This window comes from Enterococcus sp. AZ067 (genome assembly GCF_051715005.1).
In the GTDB taxonomy this organism is placed as follows: Bacteria; Bacillota; Bacilli; order Lactobacillales; family Enterococcaceae; genus Enterococcus_D; species Enterococcus_D casseliflavus.
The window spans coordinates 1417785-1437299 of record NZ_JBIOSY010000001.1; the positions used below are offsets into that span (position 1 = coordinate 1417785).

A 19515-nucleotide genomic window follows, 5' to 3' on the forward strand; every position below is an offset into this window, starting at 1 on the left:
TGAAAGAGACCATCATGCCCTTTATGGCTTGATGGTCTCTTTGCGTTGAGCAATTCAGAGTGTGATTGTTATTTTTTCTTTGGGTTTAAAACAATGTTGGTGTATAACCCAATGGTCACCACGTAATAAATGGCGTAGAGGGCGATAAAGATGCCAAAAGGTAGCCATAGGTCATGGTACGGATCGATCATCAAGGTGGTGAACATTTTTAGACCGAACAAGACATGGATCATTCCTAAGATACCAGGAACTAGGAAGAGCACGCCGATCTCTTTGCGGATCGAGCTTTTCAGTAAACGCGTGCGGGTACCGATTTTTTTCAACATCGTGTAACGTTGAATGTCGCTGTTTGCCCCTGAAAGAATTTTGAACATCAGGCAGCTAGCTAACATCGTCAAGAAGGCGATACCCAGGAAGAAGCCCATAAATTCAAAACCAGAGAAAATCCCGTTATAGCTGTCGTAGGCGAAGACCCGTTGTGAGAAATTCATATCGGCGGTTTCTGAAGAATTTGCGTCTTGATTTGCTTGCGCCAAATCACGCAGACCATCGTAGCTTGCTTGAAAGTCTTTGACTTGTACCATTCGCAAGCTAGTTTCCGGCGCATTGACCGCACCAAAAGCGGTTTGATCCACGACTTGGATCTCCTTACCTCGTTGTTCTGGTAAGAGGTAGCTACGCAATTGGTCTTGGGCGGTCACATCAGAAGCTAATTGATCGCCAGTCAGCTTGTTGTAAGTGACATCGACACTCAACTGATCCATACTGGAGCTGAGCAAGTTGTTTTCGTTGAATTGTTCCTTCACGTAATAAATGGTGTCATCTGTTTCTTTCATGCTGTAGGTCACATCAAGGGTCGGGTTTAACGCGTTGACTTGTTCGTCAGAGGCGTTTTGGGCATTGTTCAAATACAAGTCATAAGGGGCAACAGTTTTTGCTAAGATAGGGATCTCGTTTTTAAAGCCAAGACCAACCGTCAAGGCACCTAATGCTAAAGCAAAAAGCATCGCCACCATTGAAAGCATCTGGGTATACTCACGAATCCGAAAGCTTAATTGCGACAAGGTGAAATTGTTTAACTTTTTCAATGCGATCGTATCGTTCTTCTTTAATAGGGATAAAAGAGCGATGATCACCGAACGAAAGACTAGGTATGTGCCAAGAACGATGGTGACTAGGGCGATGCCGATCCCGATCAATTGGAATTTCATCAAGTCGCTCATCATATAATAGCCGATGGCTAAGGAACAAAGACCTAAAATGGTTTGCAAGAAGAGCAAGAATGGCCGTTGTTTGACTTGTGCCGGCGTGCTTGTTTCTCTTAATAATGCTAAAATCGATTTTTTGGCAATTGCCCGTGCATTGAAGATGGCAGCAATCAAGAAGAGAACCGAGAAGAAGACGACGGTTACGATCAATGCCTCTGGACTAAATGCTGCATAATGGGTGATCTGCAAGTTTAATTGATTGACTAGCAAAGTATTGACACCACTTGCTAAGCCGATCCCTAAGATAGAGCCGACGGCGGTGGCAACGATACCTACCATAAAGGTTTCGATAAAAATCATTTGGGCGATCTTTCGTCCTTTGGCTCCTAACATCATAAACATGGCATAATCCTTTTGGCGCATCGCCATCAAGAAAGAATTGGCATATAAGATGTAGGCAAAGGTAATGATCCCTAAGAGGACCGAGCCAAAACGAAAGACGAAGACCACCATACTGATGATCGAGTTGCTTTTTAAAAAGGCTTCATTGCTCGCCATTGATTCGAACATATAAAAGATGGCTGAAGCCATGACTAGACCAGAAAAGAGGACGATATAATCCTTCAACCGAGCTTTGATCCCGGTAAGTGATAGTTTCCAAAGCATGTGTTCTTCCTCCTTATTGTTCCAAGTTTCCTAGAATGACAAGGATCTGGCGGTAAAATGCTTCGCGGCTTTGATCCTCACGTTTGACTTCTTGATGGATCTTTCCGTCTTTGATAAATAAAATACGTTGGCAATAGCTGGCAGAAAGGGGATCATGAGTGACCAATAAAATCGATACTTGGTCATTGGTATTCAAATCGTCCATCATATTCAATAAATCTTTCGCACTTTTTGAATCCAAGGCACCTGTCGGTTCATCCGCAAAAAGGATCGTTGGTTCTGTGATCAATGCTCGAGCGGCTGCCACCCGTTGCTTTTGTCCACCAGAGATCGCTGCTGGATATTTGTCGAGAATATGTGTGATGGACAAGCGTTCTGCGACTCGTTTGATCCGTTGTTGGATGATCTTTGGTTTGACTCCTTGTAAAGACAATGGGACAGCGATGTTTTCTGAAGCCGTTAAGTTTTCTAATAGATTGAAGTCTTGGAAAATAAAGCCGATTTCACGGCTGCGGAAATCTGCCAAGGCATCGCCTTTTAGTTTGGTGATATCGCTATTGTTGATGCGAATGGCACCTTTTGTCGGATGATCCAAAGTTGAAAGAATGTTTAGTAGGGTGGATTTCCCTGAACCTGAAGCCCCCATGATCCCAATGAATTCGCCTTTTTCAATATCAAAGCTGATGCCTTTTAAGGCTTCGGTTTGTTTTTCGTTAGCTGTTCCGTATACTTTGGTCAGTTCATTTGCTTGAATAATTTTTTCCATCGTTGCGTTACGCTCCTTTTAATTGGGTTAATGCTTTGGCTGGGATGTCTTTTTCTTTGACCTCTTCATAGCCAGTTACCCCTTTTTTTTCGTTCCAAGTAAGCTTCAAATAGGCTTCTTTACGCAATGGTCGTTCTTGGAAACCGTTGAAATCAAGAGTTTTGCTTTTGCCGTTCTCATCATACCCTGGCAATTCGTAATGGTATTGCGTATAGACATTCCCATTGTCATCCTTAGAAGTCGTCTTTTCACCATCTGTGGTGATTTGGACATAGTAGCTGTCGCCGCCCATGATGACGGTTTGTGCGACTTGCAATGCGCCGAACCCTATGAGGAGGAGCGCTGCAAGTCCAATCAGAAGTTTTTTCATCTATCGGTCACCTCGTTTTTTATTATGATGAAAGTATAACGCTGGTTTTCTGAAAAGTAGTGTGAAAAATCTATCAATAAACTTTCATTTTTGTCACGACAAACGAACAAAAAACGTTTCTAAAGGGTGAAGGTCACCGCTTAGAAACGTTTTTTGCGTAGGGCTTTTCAGTTGTATTTTTTGCGATACAATTCAACGATCAATTGCTCATCCTCGTACATGATGGATGCTTCGTCGATCATTAATCCTAATAGATAGTAATCTTTTTCTTCATGGATCGTTTGATGACCGCCTAACAGCTCCACATAATAATTTTCTAACGTGCTATCTCTTGGTGTGTTGAGCATGTCGATAAAATGTTCTAAATCAGAGGGCTGCTCTGGAAATTGACCTTGCACAACTGCTTTAAATCCCTCTGCTTCAAAGGCCATCTCACTTATTATCTTTTGACAGTCATGGGACAAAAAGTAGGTGACCACTTCATCGACGATTCGCCGTGCCCGTTCTTTTTCAATCATTTTCTTCTCCGCCTTCTGATTTGCTGGTATTCATCTAACAATGGTACCATTGCTGCCGCGACAAATCCACTGGAAAAGCCATTATTGTATAAGTTCAATCCTCCATGTAAATAGGTGATATTTGTGACCAAGGCTGCATGGACCACCCCAGCGATTACGCCAGCAACTGGACCATAATACCCACTGATGGGGGCTAGACTGGTGCCGAAGATCGCTGTCAGCAATAAACTGAAGGTCGATACATCAGAGGTCAAACCGACCTTGGTTGCTAAAACCACCCCAACCATGACAGGCAAACTATTTCTCCAGTGATTCCCGAATGCACTGAAGCCTATCACGGTCAATATTGCGCCTAAAAGGGGACCAGATAGTTCGCCTTGTAAGAAGAAGACAAAGAACAGCATCAACATCCCCATCATCGCCATGTTCATCATCGTGACCCCAAGGGAAAAAATCGTGACATAGTCCGTCATTAATTTCCCTGACGTTTGAAAAAGCTCAGGCAAGCCTTTGAGGGATCGCTGATTTAGAAGATACCCGATAAGAAACATAGCAAGACAAAGAATGAGCAAGAACCCAGTCAGGTAATAGTGATACTCCGTCGTCAACTGTTTGTTTGAATAGACTTCCAAGTCGAATAGGCGTAAAAAACTTGTGAAAAACATAGTGATGATGCCAGCAGCAAACCCGATATTATACAAAGAAAAACCTTGGTGGAATTGTAAAAATTGAGCTGCTAGAGGAGGGAGCGCCAAACCGATCAATAGACCGATGCCATAACCGAAAGCGATCCCGACGGGTAAAGGCAACCCTATACCGAATGCTAAGTAACTGATGACCGGCGAGGCGGCACTGCCAAATAAGGCAACCAGTGAATATTGTGTAGCGGGGCGTTGCTGTATGTAAGAGTATAAATAGACACCAAGTGGAATGGGAATCGAGTTAAAGATGTTTTTTCCAAAAAAAGAAAAGCCAGATATGGTAAAAAAAGCAGCGATCATTGGTCCACTAATAATCGTTCCTTGCTTTTTCGCAAGGAGGATACTGATCAATGTCAATAAGCCACTGTTTAAAAAGGCGCTTCCAAGATTGCCGATCGCAAAATAATCAGAAATCAAATTGCTGGGGGCATTTAAGATTGCCAGCGAGCCTTGCCACAAAGCTTGAGGAGGGGAAGCAACCAAGCCAATGAGGATCAAGACGATGCTATACGCCAAAAGCAAGCGCTGGGTTAAGAGCTGTGAGATAGGTGCAAAGGGTTTCGATTTTGTTTGTAAGAAAACTCGTTTATCTGCCATAGTTTCATTGAACGCTCCTTTTTTTCATAGTATCACACCTTTTAGCGACAAAAAAGTATTTTTTGACAGTTTTAAGCAGCGGGAGAACAAGGTAAATGAGAACCAAAAAAGGGAGAAAAAGAAAAATTTAAGAAAATGCGAATAAAAATAACGGCGATGTATCAAGGAGAATCGCCGTTTTTTCAATAATTTCATCAATCGGTGAAATTATTGACAGAAAGAATTTTACGAAAATTGTTATAATTTAGTTAATCTCGTTCAGATTTTCTAATAAAAAAGCCATTTTAAGATAAAAAAAACTGTTTGCTTGGTTTTTTTATTCGAAGATCGAGTGATCACTGAATCACGAGGAAGGGATTTAAATAAGGAGGAAGAGTATGAAGAAAACGAAGTTTGGCATGATTACTTTATTGGCAGCGCTTGTTTTAGGGGCTTGCGGACAAAGTAACGGAGGTGGAACAGGTTCGACAGATACACAAGAATCATCAACTGAGGCAGCTGGATTTGATATCAATGATTTGCAGCTTGCAGTTGAAAATAACGATGAAGTGATCGATGGGGGCGTCTTAGATGTTGCGGTAGTAACTGATACGCAATTCCAAGGGTTGTTTCAATGGGAGTTTTATCAAGATGCTTATGACCGTGACTTCATGTTACCAAGCCATGAATATTTGTTCCTACAAGATGAAGATTTCCGAATTGTGAATGGTGGACCAGCTGATTTAGAATTAGATGTCGATAACAACAAAGCAACGATCACTTTGCGTGAAGATTTGAAATGGTCTGACGGGGTCGATGTAACGGCTGAAGACGTGATCTTCTCTTATGAAGTCATCGGACATCAAGACTATGATGGCGTTCGTTACAACAATGATTTTACGAATATCGTTGGTATGGAAGAATACCACAGCGGCGATGCCGATACGATCTCAGGAATCACAGCAGTCAGCGATAAAGTCGTTGAAATCGAGTTTAAAGAAATGCATCCAGGTATGCAGCAATCCGGTGGAGCGATCTGGCATTCTGCATTAGCGAAACATGCCTTTGAAGGCATTGAAGTGGCAGATATGCCTTCAAGTGATCCCGTTCGAACCAATCCAATCGGTTTTGGTCCATACAAAATGAGTAATATCGTACCAGGTGAAACGGTGGAATATGTACCGAATGAACATTACTATGGCGATACACCAAACTTAGAAAAAATCGTGATGCGTAACGTCCCTTCGGCTTCAATCAATGAAGCGTTAAACGCGAAGCAATACGATTTAGTCTTAAAAATGCCAACAGATACCTTTGATACGTATCAAAACATGGATGGCTACCAAATGTTAGGTCGTCCAGAACAATCTTACACGTATCTTGGCTTTAATTTAGGTTCATGGAATGATGAAACAAACAGTGTTGATTTTGATCCAAATGCAAAAATGGCGAACAAAGCATTGCGTCAAGCAATGGGCTATGCCATCGACAATGATGCGATCGGTGAGCGTTTCTACCACGGCTTGCGTTCAAATGCTTCAACATTGATCCCACCTGTTTATGGTACATTGCACAATAGCGATGCCGAAGGATACCACTTAGATATGGAGAAAGCAAACCAACTTCTAGATGACGCTGGCTTTATCGATGTTGATGGCGATGGCTTCCGAGAAGATCCAGATGGCAACAAATTGACCATCAACTTTGCGTCAATGTCTGGTGGGGAAGTTGCCCAACCATTGGCGGATTACTATGTTCAACAATGGCAAGAAATCGGTTTAGATGTTCAATATTCAACAGGTCGTTTGATCGATTTCCAAGCCTTCTACGACAAGCTGAAAAACGATGATCCAGATATCGATGTCTTCCAAGCTGCTTGGTCTACTGGTTCAGATCCATCACCAACCAGCTTATGGGGACCAAATTCAGCATTTAACTACCCTCGTTTTGAGTCAGATGAAAATACTGAATTGTTAGCTGCGATCGATTCAATCGATTCCTTTGATGAAGCAACACGGAAGGCTGCTTTTGATGCATGGCAAGAATATGCGATTGAAGAAGCTTTTGCGATCCCAACGTTGTATCGGAATCAAATCTTACCGATCTCTGATCGTGTCGCAAACTTTACCTGGGCATTTGACGCCGATCATAACCCATGGGCAACCATCGGTGTGACTTCAGAATCTCGTTAATCGGTTAGTAAATTACACAAATGAATCGGCAGCAGCATGCTCGTTGCTTTTGCCAAACAAAACCAGTTAGGTCTAAAACCTAACTGGTTTTTTTCTTGGTCCATGTAGACGGAAGAAGCAAGTCGAATGTTGAACCCTTCATTTCGAGCGGCTGTTTCGTGGGCGGGTTGGAGTGACATTGACGAAAAAGCTGAGCTCCGTTGGAAGATCAGCTTTTTTTGTTAGATAACATTACATAAATGCCCATTTAATAAGCGGCTAAATCGCACGATTGGTAACAGCAGCAAGCAACTGTTGGAGATCGTTTTTATGGTTCTGGTAACCGGCTTGTTCAATAACGACTAAGGTGTTTTTTAGAATCTCTTTGTTCAACTGAGCGGATTGCAAATACGAGTAAATTTCCTGATACAGCACTTGATGGATTTTTAAATAAAAATAGAGAGGAGTATTGGGGAGCGGTTCAGACAAAAGCAGAAACTTGTTTAGTAGATAGGCATCTTTATTTTCGCTGGCAAAGGCACAGCCGTTTAAGATCACGACACTTAACAGATTTGCATAAAATGGATCATTGGCGTAGTGAAGGATTTTTTTGATCCCATGATCTAAGTAATAACTGATCGTTTCTTGGTCAAAAATAAATAACAAATTTGAGAATAAATTTAACTCAAAGCGCCCCCAGGTTTCGATATCAAACAAGTATTGCTTTACCAGTTCGACTTCTTGGGTGTAAGCTCCTTGATTCATCAGAAATGATTCACGGTTGAGCAGCAGCAATCCTTGGACATACAAAGAATAATAGAAAAAATTTTGTGTCTCAAAGTAGCGTTTTTCCAGGCTAGTCAAGTAGTCGAGAGTCAGTGTTCGCTCATAGTAACGGGTATAGAAATCTTGCACCAGCTGACGTTTCTGATCCGTGGCTTCGCTGTCGATCAACAGACTGAACTCATGAACCGTGATATTCATTTTGTCTAAGTAGTCAAACAGGGTTTGTGAAGAGAGGTTTGTTTTACGATTTTCGAATGAAGAAAGGGTAGTACGTGAGGAAATACCTTCGGCAAGCTTGGCTTGCGAGATTTTGCGATCTGTGCGCAGTTTTTTGATTAAAGAGCCTTGCTGTTTCATGGGGGACCTCCTTAATTGTGACGCATTTCTGAACAATGTGATTTTAATAACATGTTATCAAATATAATAAGGTATAGCAAATAATAAAGGAGGTAGTTTTTCATGGAATTTGAACCATTCGGCCCTTGGGAAATCAACCCATTTAAAAACTAGTACTGCCTTTTCTGCGAAACCTTATCGTTGACATTTCAATGATAAGTCTTGTGACTGTTTCCTTTATGATAGGAACAGCATTTTCCTCGCTCTCTGCGGTTTTTATCGCAGGATCGAGCAACATCTTGAAGAATCGAAAGGTTATTTGATTGCTTCCCCCTCTCAAAGACACCTTTTCGTTTGTGGAAGTCATGAAGCGCATGAATCGCTAAAAGCGGTCAGTCACATTGAATGTCTGTCATGCACCAGACCTTCCCCAATTCTTTGATTCTTTGTGATTGATCGTCTTTTGTAAAGCATCATCCTTCTAGCTATGACCGTAATGTACGAAGATTACGGTTTTTTTGTGTTGTGCTGTTGGATAAAAAATGCCCAAGCTGTTACAGAGGATTTATACAGAAAAACCCCTCACTATTAGTAAAAAATCCACTTCAAATAAGAGTGAAACGAAGCCGAAAACGAAAAAAGAAAAACGTTTGCAAAAAAAGTGTTGACATTTTTTCTCAGAATGAGTACTATTATCTCAACGGAACACGAGAGTGTTCTCATTACTGGATTCGTTACTGTTCGGCAGGCAAGACCAGAGGAAAAAAGTGCATTGATTACCCAAGGTTTCTTGGGTTGTACACTTTTTTGCTTTGGTCTTCTTTTTTTGCTCCATTATTTCTATTCGCTAAAAAAAGAACCGGTTCCAAGGTAAGGTCCAGTCATTGATCATCAAAGGAGGGGAGAAGTAAAACGCAATGAAGTGCCAGCTAGGTTTGACGATATCCTACAGTACTGCCTGGAGCAGACATTCACCTCGTCACTTAATGGCAAGTCAGAGAAAGAAAAAAATACAAGACCTTCTGCATAGACGTCAAACGATGCAAAGCTGTGTATGCGCTATGCTGATCAAGGAGGATCGTTCGTGAAGATTATCAAGAGGATCAACAACAATGTTGTACTTTCAAAAGAAGATGAAGTTGAAGTGATCCTAATGGGAAAAGGGATCGGCTTTCAAACGAAACCGGGTGACCTGATTCCGGCTGAGCGAATCGAAAAAAAATACTACCCAGAAGATGACTTGACAGTGGAACATATGTCGAAAGTCATGACGAAGGCTGACGAGAAACAAATGGCCGTCATTTATGAAATCGTGCGTCTTTTTCGGGAAAGTGTTGGAACCGATTTCAATCCAAACGTTTATTTCACACTGATGGATCATATCTTGTTTGCCATCAGTCGTCAAAAGCAAGAAATTGTTTTGACCAATCCCATGCATTGGGAAATCAAGAAAATTTATGCCAAGGAATATGCGGTCAGTGTCCAAGCGGTCGAGTTGATCCGCAAAGAGCTGTATCCCGATTTTTCGCAAGAAGAAGCTGCGTTTATCACTTTGCATTTCGTCAATGCGCAAATTGAAAAAAGCGCCAATCAAAGTGCCTATGAGCACACCGAGTTGACCAACAATATTTTACGGATCGTTAAGTATAGTATGAACATCGAGTACGATGAGAATTCTTCCTACTTCCAACGGTTTGTGACCCACATTCGCTATTATTTAATTCGACAAAGTCAAGAAAAAGAAGAGCCAGTATTGGCTAATCCGATGATTGCCTTGGCTTTCAGCAGCTATCCGAAAGAAAAAGAAACCGCAGATTCGATCAAAGAATACTTATTTGAACAAAAGGGCTGGCATGTCAACGATATGGAATTGATGTATTTGATTCTGCATATCGGTAACTTAGCCGCTCACTCAAAATTAACCTAAGAATGGAAATGGATTCGTTACAGTTCGGCTGGCAAGACCTGCACTTTCTTACAATACTCGTTGAGGAGACCCGTCTCGTTTTTTATGGGTGATACTCCTGCTTGTTTATTGTAGAAATGGCCGGTCTTTTTATTTTTATTAAATGATCTATTAAAAAGGAGAAATCAAAATGGCAAAATATACTGAATTAGCACAAGACATTTTGGCCCACGTTGGCGGCAAAGAAAATGTCTCTTCTGTAAAACACTGTGTGACTCGCTTACGTTTCCACTTAAAAGACGAAAGCAAAGCAGACACAGATTATTTGCAAAAACGTGACGGTGTCGTGACCGTTGTCAAAGCAGGCGGACAATACCAAGTGGTTATCGGTAATCATGTGCCAGATGTTTACGATGAAGTGCTGAAAGTCGGCGGATTAGCCGATGGCGGCAGTCTTGATATCGACGAAGGCGACGAAAAGAAAGGCAGTTTGTTTGACCGCTTTATCGATGTCATCTCAAGCTTGTTTCAACCGTTCTTAGGTCCATTAGCGGCAGCCGGTATTTTAAAAGGGATCACGGCGCTACTTGCAGCAACTGGGATGGAAGCGACCAATGGAATCTATGTAGTAATGAATACCCTAGGCGATGGTTTGTTCCAATACTTACCTATGATCTTAGCCGTAACTGCTGCAAAGAAATTCAAGATGAATACCTATACAGCATTAGCGATTGCAGGTGCGATGGTCTATCCTGGTTTAGCAGAAAGCGTTGCTGAAGCGAGCAAAGTCTTTGGTCTAACCTTGACCTTACCAGCAGGTGGCTACTTTAATAGCGTACTGCCGATTATTCTAGCGATTTTTGTCGCTTCGAAAATTGAACAGTTTATGCGCAAAGTTACACCTGATGTAGTCAAAATGTTTGTGGTTCCTTTTGTAACGATTTTGATCACTGTGCCGTTGACCTTCTTTGTGGTAGGTCCAGTCGCAAATACAGCATCTAGCTGGATCGGTGTTGCTTTCCAAGCGGTTTATGATTTCAGCCCAATCATTTATGGATTTGCTTTAGGGGCATTATGGCAAGTATTGGTTATGTTTGGTCTTCACTGGGGTCTTGTGCCATTGGCGATCATGGATATGGCGCAAAACGGCTCTTCGATTATTTTGACCGCCGCAGTGCTACCATGTTTCACGCAAACGGGTGTGCTAGCAGCGATTTGGTTGAAAACGAAAGAACCAAAAGTCAAACAAGGCGCAATGCCAGCATTGATCTCATCGATCTTCGGTGTGACTGAACCTGCGATCTACGGTTATACTTTGCCAATGAAAACACCATTTATCGTTTCTTGTTTAGTTTCAGGTTTCGTTGGTATCTACTTGTCAATCTTTAACGTTACTGGTTACGCAATGGGCGGTATGGGTATCTTCTTGTACCCTGCATATATCGATCCAGCAACAGGCAGCTTCCATAGCGTGATCCACTTAGCCATCGGTACAGTTATTGCAATCGTAGCGTCATTTATCATCATGATGTTATTGAAAGTACCAACATTGTATACAACTGTTGATTCGCCAGTCGACGGTCAAGCAACACCAGCAGCGCCAGCACCAGAAGCGAAAACCGTTTCTGCCAGCGTCAAAGATGAAACAGTCAAAAGCCCAGTAACTGGTCAAGTGGTTGCTTTAGCAGATGTGGAAGACAAAGTCTTTTCTTCAGGTGCTATGGGAAAAGGGATCGCCGTTGAACCAGCGATCGGTGAAATCACTGCTCCAGCAGATGCAGAAGTCAAAATCTTGTTTCCAACAAAACATGCCATCGGCTTAGTCACTGAGGATGGGACAGAATTATTGATCCACATCGGCATGAATACGGTGGAACTTGAAGGCAATCACTTTACTGCCTACATCAACCAAGGAGACAAAGTCAAAGCCGGTCAAAAATTGATCTCTTTTGATACTGAAGCGATTCGTGCGGAAGGCTATTCCTTACTGACACCAGTCATCGTCACAAACTCTAACGACTACAGTGACATCCAAACGACACAGTCAAAAGAAGTAACAGCGAACGACAATTTGATCGAAGTCGTAAAATAAATGCGTTTATCGGCACGTCGTAGGATCAGTAAGAATGCTTTCTTACTGATCCGCTGTGTCGATCAATAAAGAAAAAGAAAGTAGGCTAATCATGACAGAAAAACAATTTCCAAAAGGCTTTTTATGGGGCGGCGCCACTGCAGCCAACCAATTTGAAGGAGCATGGAACGAAGGCGGACGTGGCCCAGCGACATCCGATACGGCGATCGCTGTCAAACCAGAAGACCGTAAAAACATGGCAGAATTTGCTGCACCAATGACTCGGGAAAAAGTCTTGTTTGCCTTAAATGACAAAGAAGGCTTGTATCCAAAACGTTGGGGATCAGATTTCTACCATCGTTACAAAGAAGATATCGCCTTGTACGCAGAGATGGGCTTTAAAACGTTCCGTCTGTCCATCGCTTGGTCAAGAATTTTTCCAAATGGTGACGATGCTCAGCCAAATGAAGAGGGCTTGCAATTTTATGACAATGTGTTTGATGAGTGTGCGAAATACGGGATCGAACCCTTAGTGACCCTCTCTCACTACGAAACACCTATCGGGATCGCGTTGAACTATGGCGGCTGGAAAAATCGCCAAGTGATCGATTTGTTCGTCAAATACGCAGAAACTGTGTTGACCCGCTACAAAGACAAAGTCAAATACTGGTTGACCTTCAATGAAATCAATATCATGGGGATCTCTGGCTATGTTGGTGGTGCCTTGTTATCCGAAGACGGCACGCAAAACCTTTCTGACATGTATCAAGCCGTGCATCATCAATTTGTGGCTTCTAGTTTAGCAACAAAATTTGCCCACGAAATCAATCCTGACATTAAAGTAGGGATGATGTTGGCACGAATGCAAGCTTACCCAGCTACACCAAATCCAGCAGATGTGATGGAAGAAATCAAGCGTGACCACGAGAATCTCTTCTTCTCTGATGTCCAAGTTCGTGGGAAGTATCCCGCATATACGAAGCGCTTCTTTAAAGAAAACGGCATCGAAGTGACCTTCGAAGACGGCGATTTAGACATTCTTGCGCAATACCCTGTCGACTTCATGTCCTTTTCTTACTACATGAGTTCTATTGCTCGCCACAATCCTGAAGAAGGCGGCGAAGCAACGGCCGGCAACTTTTCTTTAGGCGAATCAAACCCATACTTGGAAGCCTCTGACTGGGGGTGGCAAATCGATCCAATCGGCTTGCGTGTGACTTTGAATAACTTGTACGACCGCTACCAAGTACCGTTGTTTATCGTTGAAAACGGCTTAGGTGCCTTGGATACGGTGGAAGAGGATGGTTCGATCCATGACAGCTATCGAATCGATTATTTGAAGGCGCATATCGAACAAATGTATGAAGCGATCGAAGATGGTGTGGAATTGATGGGCTATACGCCTTGGGGTTGTACCGACTTAGTTTCGGCTTCAACGTCAGAAATGTCGAAACGCTACGGCTTTGTCTATGTAGACGCGGATGATGAAGGAAACGGTAGCTTTGACCGTTCCCGTAAAGATAGTTTTTACTGGTACAAAGAAGTCATTGCTACCAATGGCGGTAGTTTGTTACAGGATTAAAAAATAAACCAAAGCGGCTCTCAAAAAAGAGAGCCGCTTTTTTGTTGTGCTCAGTAAAAAAAGAAGAGAAAGGGGGTTAGCAGCTGCCATGCTAGAAAGATCAATGAAACAGTCAACGCCCATTTTTTCATTTTGGGCTTAGGCACAACGGCTTCGGGCATCAAATAGACAAGAGAGAATACTGTAAGAAAAAACAACAGGGTCAGTGGTTGGACGACAAAGGTCAGCCAGTTCATAGGGCAAGCTCCTTTTATGAGGATTGATGATTTGTTCTTTCGTGTTATTATTTTGCAAATTCATTATATATTTAGTTCGTTAAAAAGGCAAGGAGCTCATGGAATAACGATTGTGTGCAGGAAGGGGGGAGAAAAACGAGTGGCACATCCTTATATTTTGATTCGAATCTTTCTAGAGTAACACAGTAAGCTTGAGGTTAGAATCAGAACTAGCAATAAAAAAGCCCCTTTTCAGGGGAGGGGAGTTCTTTAAAAAGATAGGAAGAAACCCGTGTATTTGATGAAGCTATTGGTCCCTAGTTACTGGGGACCTGACTAATTTACGTGGAAAACCCGCCACTGTCATTCACCGTTTTCTGATCCTCAAGTAGAAAATAAAACAAAGAAGACTAGCCGAAATCAAGAAACCCATAAAATAGAAAGTTAGCTGCATGTCAGGCATCGTATAGGAATACTCTAAAATCTTACAAACAAAGATCACTAAAGAAACCGTGATGGATAAGGAAACCCATGTGAAACGCGGCAATCGTTTCGTTACGATGATCAATCCTAACGAAAAAAAGATGACTGGTACCCAAAAGATCAAGCGAGCAAGTTGGATCATTTTATCTCTCCTCATTCAATTTGATTTGAGTAAAAGGATAGCTTACAACGCTTGTTATTAAAAATGATAGCCATTGCTTATGAGTATTTTTTTTCGAAGCGTGTGTTTTCAACTTAAAGCATGGGCGTAATGCTGCTCTTTAAATTCTTTTGGTGTTTGCCCCGTCACTGCTTTGAAATTGCGGATAAAATGGCTCTGATTGGCAAAGGCTAATTGGGTGCTGATTTTTTCGTAGGAATAGTCTGTGAACAACAATAAATGCTTGGCTTCACTGATTTTTCGTTCCTGAATGTAACTGTGGATCGTTTTGTTCATTTCTTTTTTGAATTGATTGCACAGATGGGTCTTGTGTTTTTGAGTGATGGCTGCGAGATCATCAATGGTCACTTTTTCATAGAGATGGCTGTCGACATAATTAACGATCGTCTTGACCAACAGCGATTTTTGCGCCAGCGGATAGCTATGCAGAAGCTCCATAAAGCGGTAGGTGGCTTCTTTGATATAGCGGAGGCACTCCTCGGCAGAATGAATATAAACCAGACCTTGGATCAAGGAATCAGATAAGCCGAATGCTTGGTTGACTGGTACTCCTTCATCAATGCTCATGCGGGTCACGACAGCGACAAAGGCCGAAAACTTTAGTTTTAAGCCTTCAAGTTCATGAGGGGAAAGGGAAACACTGTAGGTCTCTTTCATTTTGTTAAATACCCAAACTACTTTTTCCGGCTCGTTTCGTTTGATGTAGTCAAGATAGCGCAATTCAAAATGATAGGAATCAAAGGTAGCTTCATGCACACGGCGTTCATAAAGATTGGTTTCCAAGCTAAGATCTGTTTGCATGGATCGGTCGTGGGATTCAGTTTGGTAATGCCAATGGATTTGGTCTTTTGCCAACGGCTGCTCCGCAAACAGCGTATAAAGCAGCTGGATGTATTCTTCAAAGGAGTATTTGTCTTCTTTGGAATAGTGCACATTGTAGTGGTATTCATGTTCAAGAAACAGGTAAGACGTATCTGGTGTACCAATCACACCACAGGGGCCGATGACCATATAACAGGTTTTTCCAGCTAACTGAAATGCAAAGCAACCAAGCATATATTTGCCGAAATGATAGAGATTTGCAACTGGGCCGTTCGTTTCTTCCAAATAGTGTTTCAGAGGATTCTGGGCTGTTAAGGTGAGTGGGGGATACAAAGGAGTTCCTTCTTGATCCAAGAGGATCATCGGGATCAAATATTTTCGATACAGCAGATCCATGGCGGTCGTCAGTGTTGTTTTGTTCATAAGACACCTCAAAGTCCAAACATTGTTTTTTCTTTTAGTATAACGTAAATTTTTTCGCATTCAATAAATATTTTATTATAAACAATATTTTTTTAGTATATCTAAGGAAGGATTCTTTTTATAATTCAGATAAATAAAACGGTTACAGGAAGGAGCAAACATGGATAGTAAAAAATTGAAAGAATTGTTTCAGCAATTGACGCCAGAAGAAAAAATCGCTCAGACGATTCAATTGAATGGCAGTTTAGTCATTGAAAATGAGGTGATGTCTACGGGACCGATGCAAGATCTTGGACTTCCCAAATCGTTGAAGATTCATGAGATTGGTTCAATCTATAATGTCAATGATCATCAAAAATTGATTCAGTTACAAAGGGAAACGTTGGCACACAGCCGACTTAAGATTCCCATGCTGTTTATGTCTGATGTCATCTACGGGTTTCGGACGATTTTTCCGATCCCCCTTGCGCAAGCAGGTTCTTATGATTTTGACCTGATCGAGCAAGCCGCTGAGATGACCGCCAAAGAATGTTACCAAAATGGCCTTCATGTGATCTTTTCACCCATGCTGGATCTTGTTCGCGATCCTCGCTGGGGGCGGGTGATGGAGTCGCCAGGAGAAGATGTTTATACTGCCAAACGTTTTGCTAAAAGCGTCGTGACCGGTTACCAAGGCAATCTTGATAAAGGAGTGGCAGACAATCACGTTGCTGCTTGCATCAAACATTTTGCTGGTTATGGTGCACCCGAAGCAGGCAGAGAATACAATACGGTCGATATGTCGAATCAGCGCTTATTCAATGAATATTTGCAACCCTATCAAGCGGCGATCGAAGCCCAAGCACTGCTAGTGATGACGGCCTTCAACCTATTGAATGGTGAACCTGCAACGGGTAGCCGCTGGCTGAACCGAGAGATTTTGCGCGAACGATTCGGTTTTGATGGGGTATTGGTCTCCGATCATGCGGCCATCAAAGAATTGGTCCCTCATGGCTTTGCCAAAGATGAACGGGAGGCCGCTCAGAAAGGTTTGGAAGCGGGCGTTGATTTTGATATGATGACATCGGTCTATGCGACGCACTTGCCAGAACTGATCAAACAACCCGAATTAGCCGCGTTGCTGGATGAAGCAGTCTGGCGAATTCTCGTATTAAAAAATCAATTAGGTTTGTTTGAGGAACCCTATCGAGGGTTGAAAACGCAACAGACTGGAGAGGTTTTGTCGGAGGAAGCCAAAGAGCTAGCCGTTAAGTTAGTGGAAAAAAGCTGCGTGCTTTTAAAAAATGAGGGCAGCTTACCTTTGAAAAAAGACCAAACCGTCGCTGTGATCGGTCCTTATGGAGAAAGCCGGTTGACATTAGGCTTTTGGGCGTCAGTTAGCGGCAAGCCACAAGATACGATTCCTTTAAAAACTGGTTTGCTGAAGCACTTCGCACCTGAAAACCTGATCTTTGCTCGTGGATACAATTTATTCGATTCGTATGAGCAATTTGGTCCTTTAAAAGTCGGAATCGAACAGCTGAATGGACCGATTGAACCAGAAGACCAGCTGCTTTTAGAAGCCGTCAAAGCGGCTGAGGCTGCAGAGGTCATCGTCTTGACTTTTGGGGAACAATTTTTGGAAAGCGGCGAAGGGGCATCAAAAGCTCATTTGCAGCTGCCATTGAAACAAATGCGTTTGATCCAAGCGTTGAAAAAAACTGGAAAGCCTTTAATTGGCGTGCTTTACACTGGCAGACCGTTAGTCTTAACACAAGTGGAAGCATTATTTGATAGTCTGTTGCTCGTTTGGTATCCAGGAACGATGGGCGGGATCGGGATCGCCAATCTGTTGAGTGGGCAGGCTTCTCCGACGGCAAAACTGGCGATGACCTTTCCTCGTGGTGAAGGACAGATCCCAATATACAGTGCCCAGATGCCAACAGGCAGACCTTTGACAGATAGTGAGCATTCTGATCGCTTTTTGTCAAAATACCGCGATGAATCAAATGAACCCTTATTCGCATTCGGAACAGGTCTTAGTTACAGTACGTTTACTGGAGAATGGCTTGGTTGTGAAGTATCTAGCGAGACGATCCAATTGGCTTATCGAGTGAAAAACCAATCAGCAACAGCTGCAGAAACCGTCATTCAACTTTATCTCATGCAGCGCCCAGCGGCAATGGTTCGTCCAAGTCGCCAATTAATTGCGAGTGACCTCATCTCATTCGCGCCCCAGGAAGAAAAAGAGCGAAGACTATCATTGCCGTTGTCAGAACTTGTTTACTATGACAATCAAGGGACCAAACATTTTACCAAAGGTACTTATCGATTCTTAATACGGATCGATCAAAAAGAAACGATGCTTAGTGTAACGATTTAAACTAAAGGAGTGAGAAAGAATGGAAAAATTAGAAGCATTTTTAAGTAGCAAACTATTACCAATGTCACAAAAATTACAACAAAACAAAGTATTGGCGGCTTTGATGGAAGGCTTTATTCGAACAAGTCCCATCACTTTAGGAATTGCGTTTATCACGATCATTGGAAATTTTCCGATTCCCGGTTGGACGGACTATTTGACGAAAATTGGCATCTTCCAACATGTTGAAGCAATCACCAACGGAGCAACTGGCGTCTTTGCCTTGTATGTCGTATACAGTTTGGCGTATTCTTACGCAAAACAATTAGGAAGCAATGAACGCAATTCAGCGATTATTTCTTTAGCTAGTTTCATTATGTTGATGCCCCAAACCGTCGCAACAACTGTCATGCAAGATGGCCAAGCAGTGGAACAAACGATTGGAGCCTTGAAGCTTGATTTCTTAGGTGGGCAAGGACTGTTTATCGGCATGCTGACCGCTTTGTTGGTCACTCGCTTTTATGCTTTCTTGTCGAGAAAAAACATTATGATCAAGCTACCGGATAGTGTTCCCCCAATGGTAACCCAATCCTTAGCACCAGTGTTTGTTGTCACGATCATTTTTGTCGTCGTCTTTGTCTTACGTGTCTTATTTGGGTTTACTTCATCTGGTTCGATTTTCCAATTCTTTATCGATGTGATCAATGCGCCGTTGAACTCCTTAGTTGCCAGCCCGCTATCGATCATCATCATTATGGAATTATTAGCCGTCTTATGGTTCTTCGGAATTCACAATGCAGTTTTACAAGGACCGCTCGGCGCGATTAGTATGACCATGGTCGTTTCGAATATTGCCGCTTACCAACAAGGACAAGAACTGCCTTATCTAATTCCTTCAGTGATTTATATGGGTATGTATGCTGCTGGCTTCATGGGCTTTGTGACCTTCTTTATGATCCGCAGCAAATCGGCAAAAATGAAACAATTAGGAAAATTGTCGTTTATCCCGTCGATCTTTAATATCACAGAGCCAATCATGTTTGGGATGCCGATTATTTTGAATCCGTTGTTCTTTATTCCGCAAGTCTTTACACAATTGATCGCTGGCTTTGTGACTTGGGGATTGGCGACTACGATCCTCCCAATCAGCTTGAATCCAACCATGAGTCTATTGCCATGGACGACACCGACTTTTATCAAAATGCCCTTTTCAGGAGGGCTTAACTACACGATCTTAATGATCATCTGTATGCTGATCGGTATTGTGATGTGGTATCCGTTCCTAAAAATTGCGGATAAAAAAGAGTACGAATTAGAACTGGCTGCTGAAAAAAAGCAAGCAAGTGAAGCAGCAAAAATGACAGAAAAAGTCGTGGAAGAAATTCAAGCGTAA

General features: G+C 42.4%; 16 protein-coding genes. 6 read left to right on the forward strand and 10 right to left on the reverse strand.

The window, feature by feature from the left end:
- Positions 1-68 precede the first annotated feature (68 nt).
- The 5 genes from IGI82_RS06610 to IGI82_RS06630 form a co-directional block, all read right to left on the reverse strand.
- Positions 69-1874 carry an ABC transporter permease gene (locus IGI82_RS06610; protein WP_438841931.1) on the reverse strand — a complete coding sequence of 602 codons (1806 nt, stop codon included), beginning with the start codon at positions 1872-1874 and terminating at the stop codon, positions 69-71.
- A 13-nt stretch (positions 1875-1887) separates the two neighbouring features.
- Positions 1888-2640, reverse strand: coding sequence for an ABC transporter ATP-binding protein (locus IGI82_RS06615; protein ID WP_438841932.1), 753 nt, complete (start codon positions 2638-2640; stop codon positions 1888-1890).
- A gap of 7 nt (positions 2641-2647) precedes the next feature.
- Positions 2648-3010, reverse strand: coding sequence for a YxeA family protein (locus IGI82_RS06620; protein WP_010747916.1), 363 nt, complete (start codon positions 3008-3010; stop codon positions 2648-2650).
- A gap of 167 nt (positions 3011-3177) precedes the next feature.
- Positions 3178-3528: a hypothetical protein gene (locus IGI82_RS06625; protein WP_010747917.1), complete on the reverse strand. Its 351-nt coding sequence runs from the start codon at positions 3526-3528 to the stop codon at positions 3178-3180.
- The gene (locus IGI82_RS06630) at positions 3525-4826 is read right to left on the reverse strand and encodes a DUF1576 domain-containing protein (protein ID WP_438841933.1); all 1302 of its coding nucleotides are present in this window, start codon (positions 4824-4826) and stop codon (positions 3525-3527) included. Before IGI82_RS06630 ends, IGI82_RS06625 begins: the two co-directional genes overlap by 4 nt.
- A 377-nt stretch (positions 4827-5203) precedes the next feature.
- Between IGI82_RS06630 and IGI82_RS06635 the strand changes: the two genes are divergently transcribed.
- Positions 5204-6997 (forward strand): oligopeptide ABC transporter substrate-binding protein, encoded by a 1794-nt coding sequence (locus IGI82_RS06635; protein WP_438841934.1) that lies wholly within the window; start codon positions 5204-5206, stop codon positions 6995-6997.
- Here the strand turns inward: IGI82_RS06635 and IGI82_RS06640 are convergent.
- A complete protein-coding gene (locus tag IGI82_RS06640) occupies positions 6994-7176 on the reverse strand; it encodes a hypothetical protein (RefSeq protein WP_438740019.1) in 183 nt (60 codons plus the stop codon). The genes IGI82_RS06635 and IGI82_RS06640 overlap by 4 nt on opposite strands.
- Positions 7177-7255: 79 nt before the next feature.
- Positions 7256-8119 (reverse strand): helix-turn-helix domain-containing protein, encoded by an 864-nt coding sequence (locus IGI82_RS06645; protein ID WP_123833838.1) that lies wholly within the window; start codon positions 8117-8119, stop codon positions 7256-7258.
- Between the two features lie 1063 nt (positions 8120-9182).
- On the opposite strand from IGI82_RS06645, the gene IGI82_RS06650 reads away from it, so the two are divergent.
- From IGI82_RS06650 to IGI82_RS06660, 3 genes are all read left to right on the forward strand, one after another.
- Positions 9183-10025 carry a PRD domain-containing protein gene (locus tag IGI82_RS06650; protein ID WP_008378663.1) on the forward strand — a complete coding sequence of 281 codons (843 nt, stop codon included), beginning with the start codon at positions 9183-9185 and terminating at the stop codon, positions 10023-10025.
- Positions 10026-10194: 169 nt separating this feature from the next.
- Positions 10195-12096 (forward strand): beta-glucoside-specific PTS transporter subunit IIABC, encoded by a 1902-nt coding sequence (locus IGI82_RS06655; RefSeq protein ID WP_438841935.1) that lies wholly within the window; start codon positions 10195-10197, stop codon positions 12094-12096.
- Positions 12097-12187: 91 nt separating this feature from the next.
- Positions 12188-13657, forward strand: coding sequence for a glycoside hydrolase family 1 protein (locus IGI82_RS06660; protein WP_015509445.1), 1470 nt, complete (start codon positions 12188-12190; stop codon positions 13655-13657).
- A 50-nt stretch (positions 13658-13707) separates the two neighbouring features.
- Here the strand turns inward: IGI82_RS06660 and IGI82_RS06665 are convergent, their stop codons facing one another.
- From IGI82_RS06665 to IGI82_RS06675, 3 genes are all read right to left on the reverse strand, one after another.
- Positions 13708-13893 (reverse strand): hypothetical protein, encoded by a 186-nt coding sequence (locus tag IGI82_RS06665; protein WP_016613442.1) that lies wholly within the window; start codon positions 13891-13893, stop codon positions 13708-13710.
- Positions 13894-14239: 346 nt separating this feature from the next.
- Positions 14240-14497 (reverse strand): hypothetical protein, encoded by a 258-nt coding sequence (locus IGI82_RS06670; protein ID WP_005235163.1) that lies wholly within the window; start codon positions 14495-14497, stop codon positions 14240-14242.
- Positions 14498-14605: 108 nt separating this feature from the next.
- Positions 14606-15841, reverse strand: coding sequence for a helix-turn-helix domain-containing protein (locus tag IGI82_RS06675; protein WP_429960675.1), 1236 nt, complete (start codon positions 15839-15841; stop codon positions 14606-14608).
- Between the two features lie 100 nt (positions 15842-15941).
- Between IGI82_RS06675 and IGI82_RS06680 the strand changes: the two genes are divergently transcribed.
- Entirely contained in the window at positions 15942-18143 is a 2202-nt protein-coding gene (locus IGI82_RS06680; RefSeq protein ID WP_413153450.1) for a glycoside hydrolase family 3 N-terminal domain-containing protein, read from the forward strand.
- A 19-nt stretch (positions 18144-18162) separates the two neighbouring features.
- Positions 18163-19515, forward strand: coding sequence for a PTS sugar transporter subunit IIC (locus IGI82_RS06685; protein WP_087627275.1), 1353 nt, complete (start codon positions 18163-18165; stop codon positions 19513-19515).

Bases quoted from the DNA above. Each gene is read 5' to 3' on its own strand.
- IGI82_RS06635 (WP_438841934.1), top strand. From the start codon at position 5,204: ATGAAGAAAACGAAGTTTGGCATGATTACTTTATTGGCAGCGCTTGTT.
- IGI82_RS06625 (WP_010747917.1), bottom strand. From the start codon at position 3,528: ATGATTGAAAAAGAACGGGCACGGCGAATCGTCGATGAAGTGGTCACC.
- IGI82_RS06610 (WP_438841931.1), bottom strand. From the start codon at position 1,874: ATGCTTTGGAAACTATCACTTACCGGGATCAAAGCTCGGTTGAAGGAT.
- IGI82_RS06665 (WP_016613442.1), bottom strand. From the start codon at position 13,893: ATGAACTGGCTGACCTTTGTCGTCCAACCACTGACCCTGTTGTTTTTT.
- IGI82_RS06645 (WP_123833838.1), bottom strand. From the start codon at position 8,119: ATGAAACAGCAAGGCTCTTTAATCAAAAAACTGCGCACAGATCGCAAA.
- IGI82_RS06620 (WP_010747916.1), bottom strand. From the start codon at position 3,010: ATGAAAAAACTTCTGATTGGACTTGCAGCGCTCCTCCTCATAGGGTTC.
- IGI82_RS06675 (WP_429960675.1), bottom strand. From the start codon at position 15,841: ATGCGAAAAAATTTACGTTATACTAAAAGAAAAAACAATGTTTGGACT.
- IGI82_RS06670 (WP_005235163.1), bottom strand. From the start codon at position 14,497: ATGATCCAACTTGCTCGCTTGATCTTTTGGGTACCAGTCATCTTTTTT.
- IGI82_RS06685 (WP_087627275.1), top strand. From the start codon at position 18,163: ATGGAAAAATTAGAAGCATTTTTAAGTAGCAAACTATTACCAATGTCA.
- IGI82_RS06680 (WP_413153450.1), top strand. From the start codon at position 15,942: ATGGATAGTAAAAAATTGAAAGAATTGTTTCAGCAATTGACGCCAGAA.
- IGI82_RS06615 (WP_438841932.1), bottom strand. From the start codon at position 2,640: ATGGAAAAAATTATTCAAGCAAATGAACTGACCAAAGTATACGGAACA.
- IGI82_RS06640 (WP_438740019.1), bottom strand. From the start codon at position 7,176: ATGTCACTCCAACCCGCCCACGAAACAGCCGCTCGAAATGAAGGGTTC.
- IGI82_RS06630 (WP_438841933.1), bottom strand. From the start codon at position 4,826: ATGGCAGATAAACGAGTTTTCTTACAAACAAAATCGAAACCCTTTGCA.
- IGI82_RS06655 (WP_438841935.1), top strand. From the start codon at position 10,195: ATGGCAAAATATACTGAATTAGCACAAGACATTTTGGCCCACGTTGGC.
- IGI82_RS06660 (WP_015509445.1), top strand. From the start codon at position 12,188: ATGACAGAAAAACAATTTCCAAAAGGCTTTTTATGGGGCGGCGCCACT.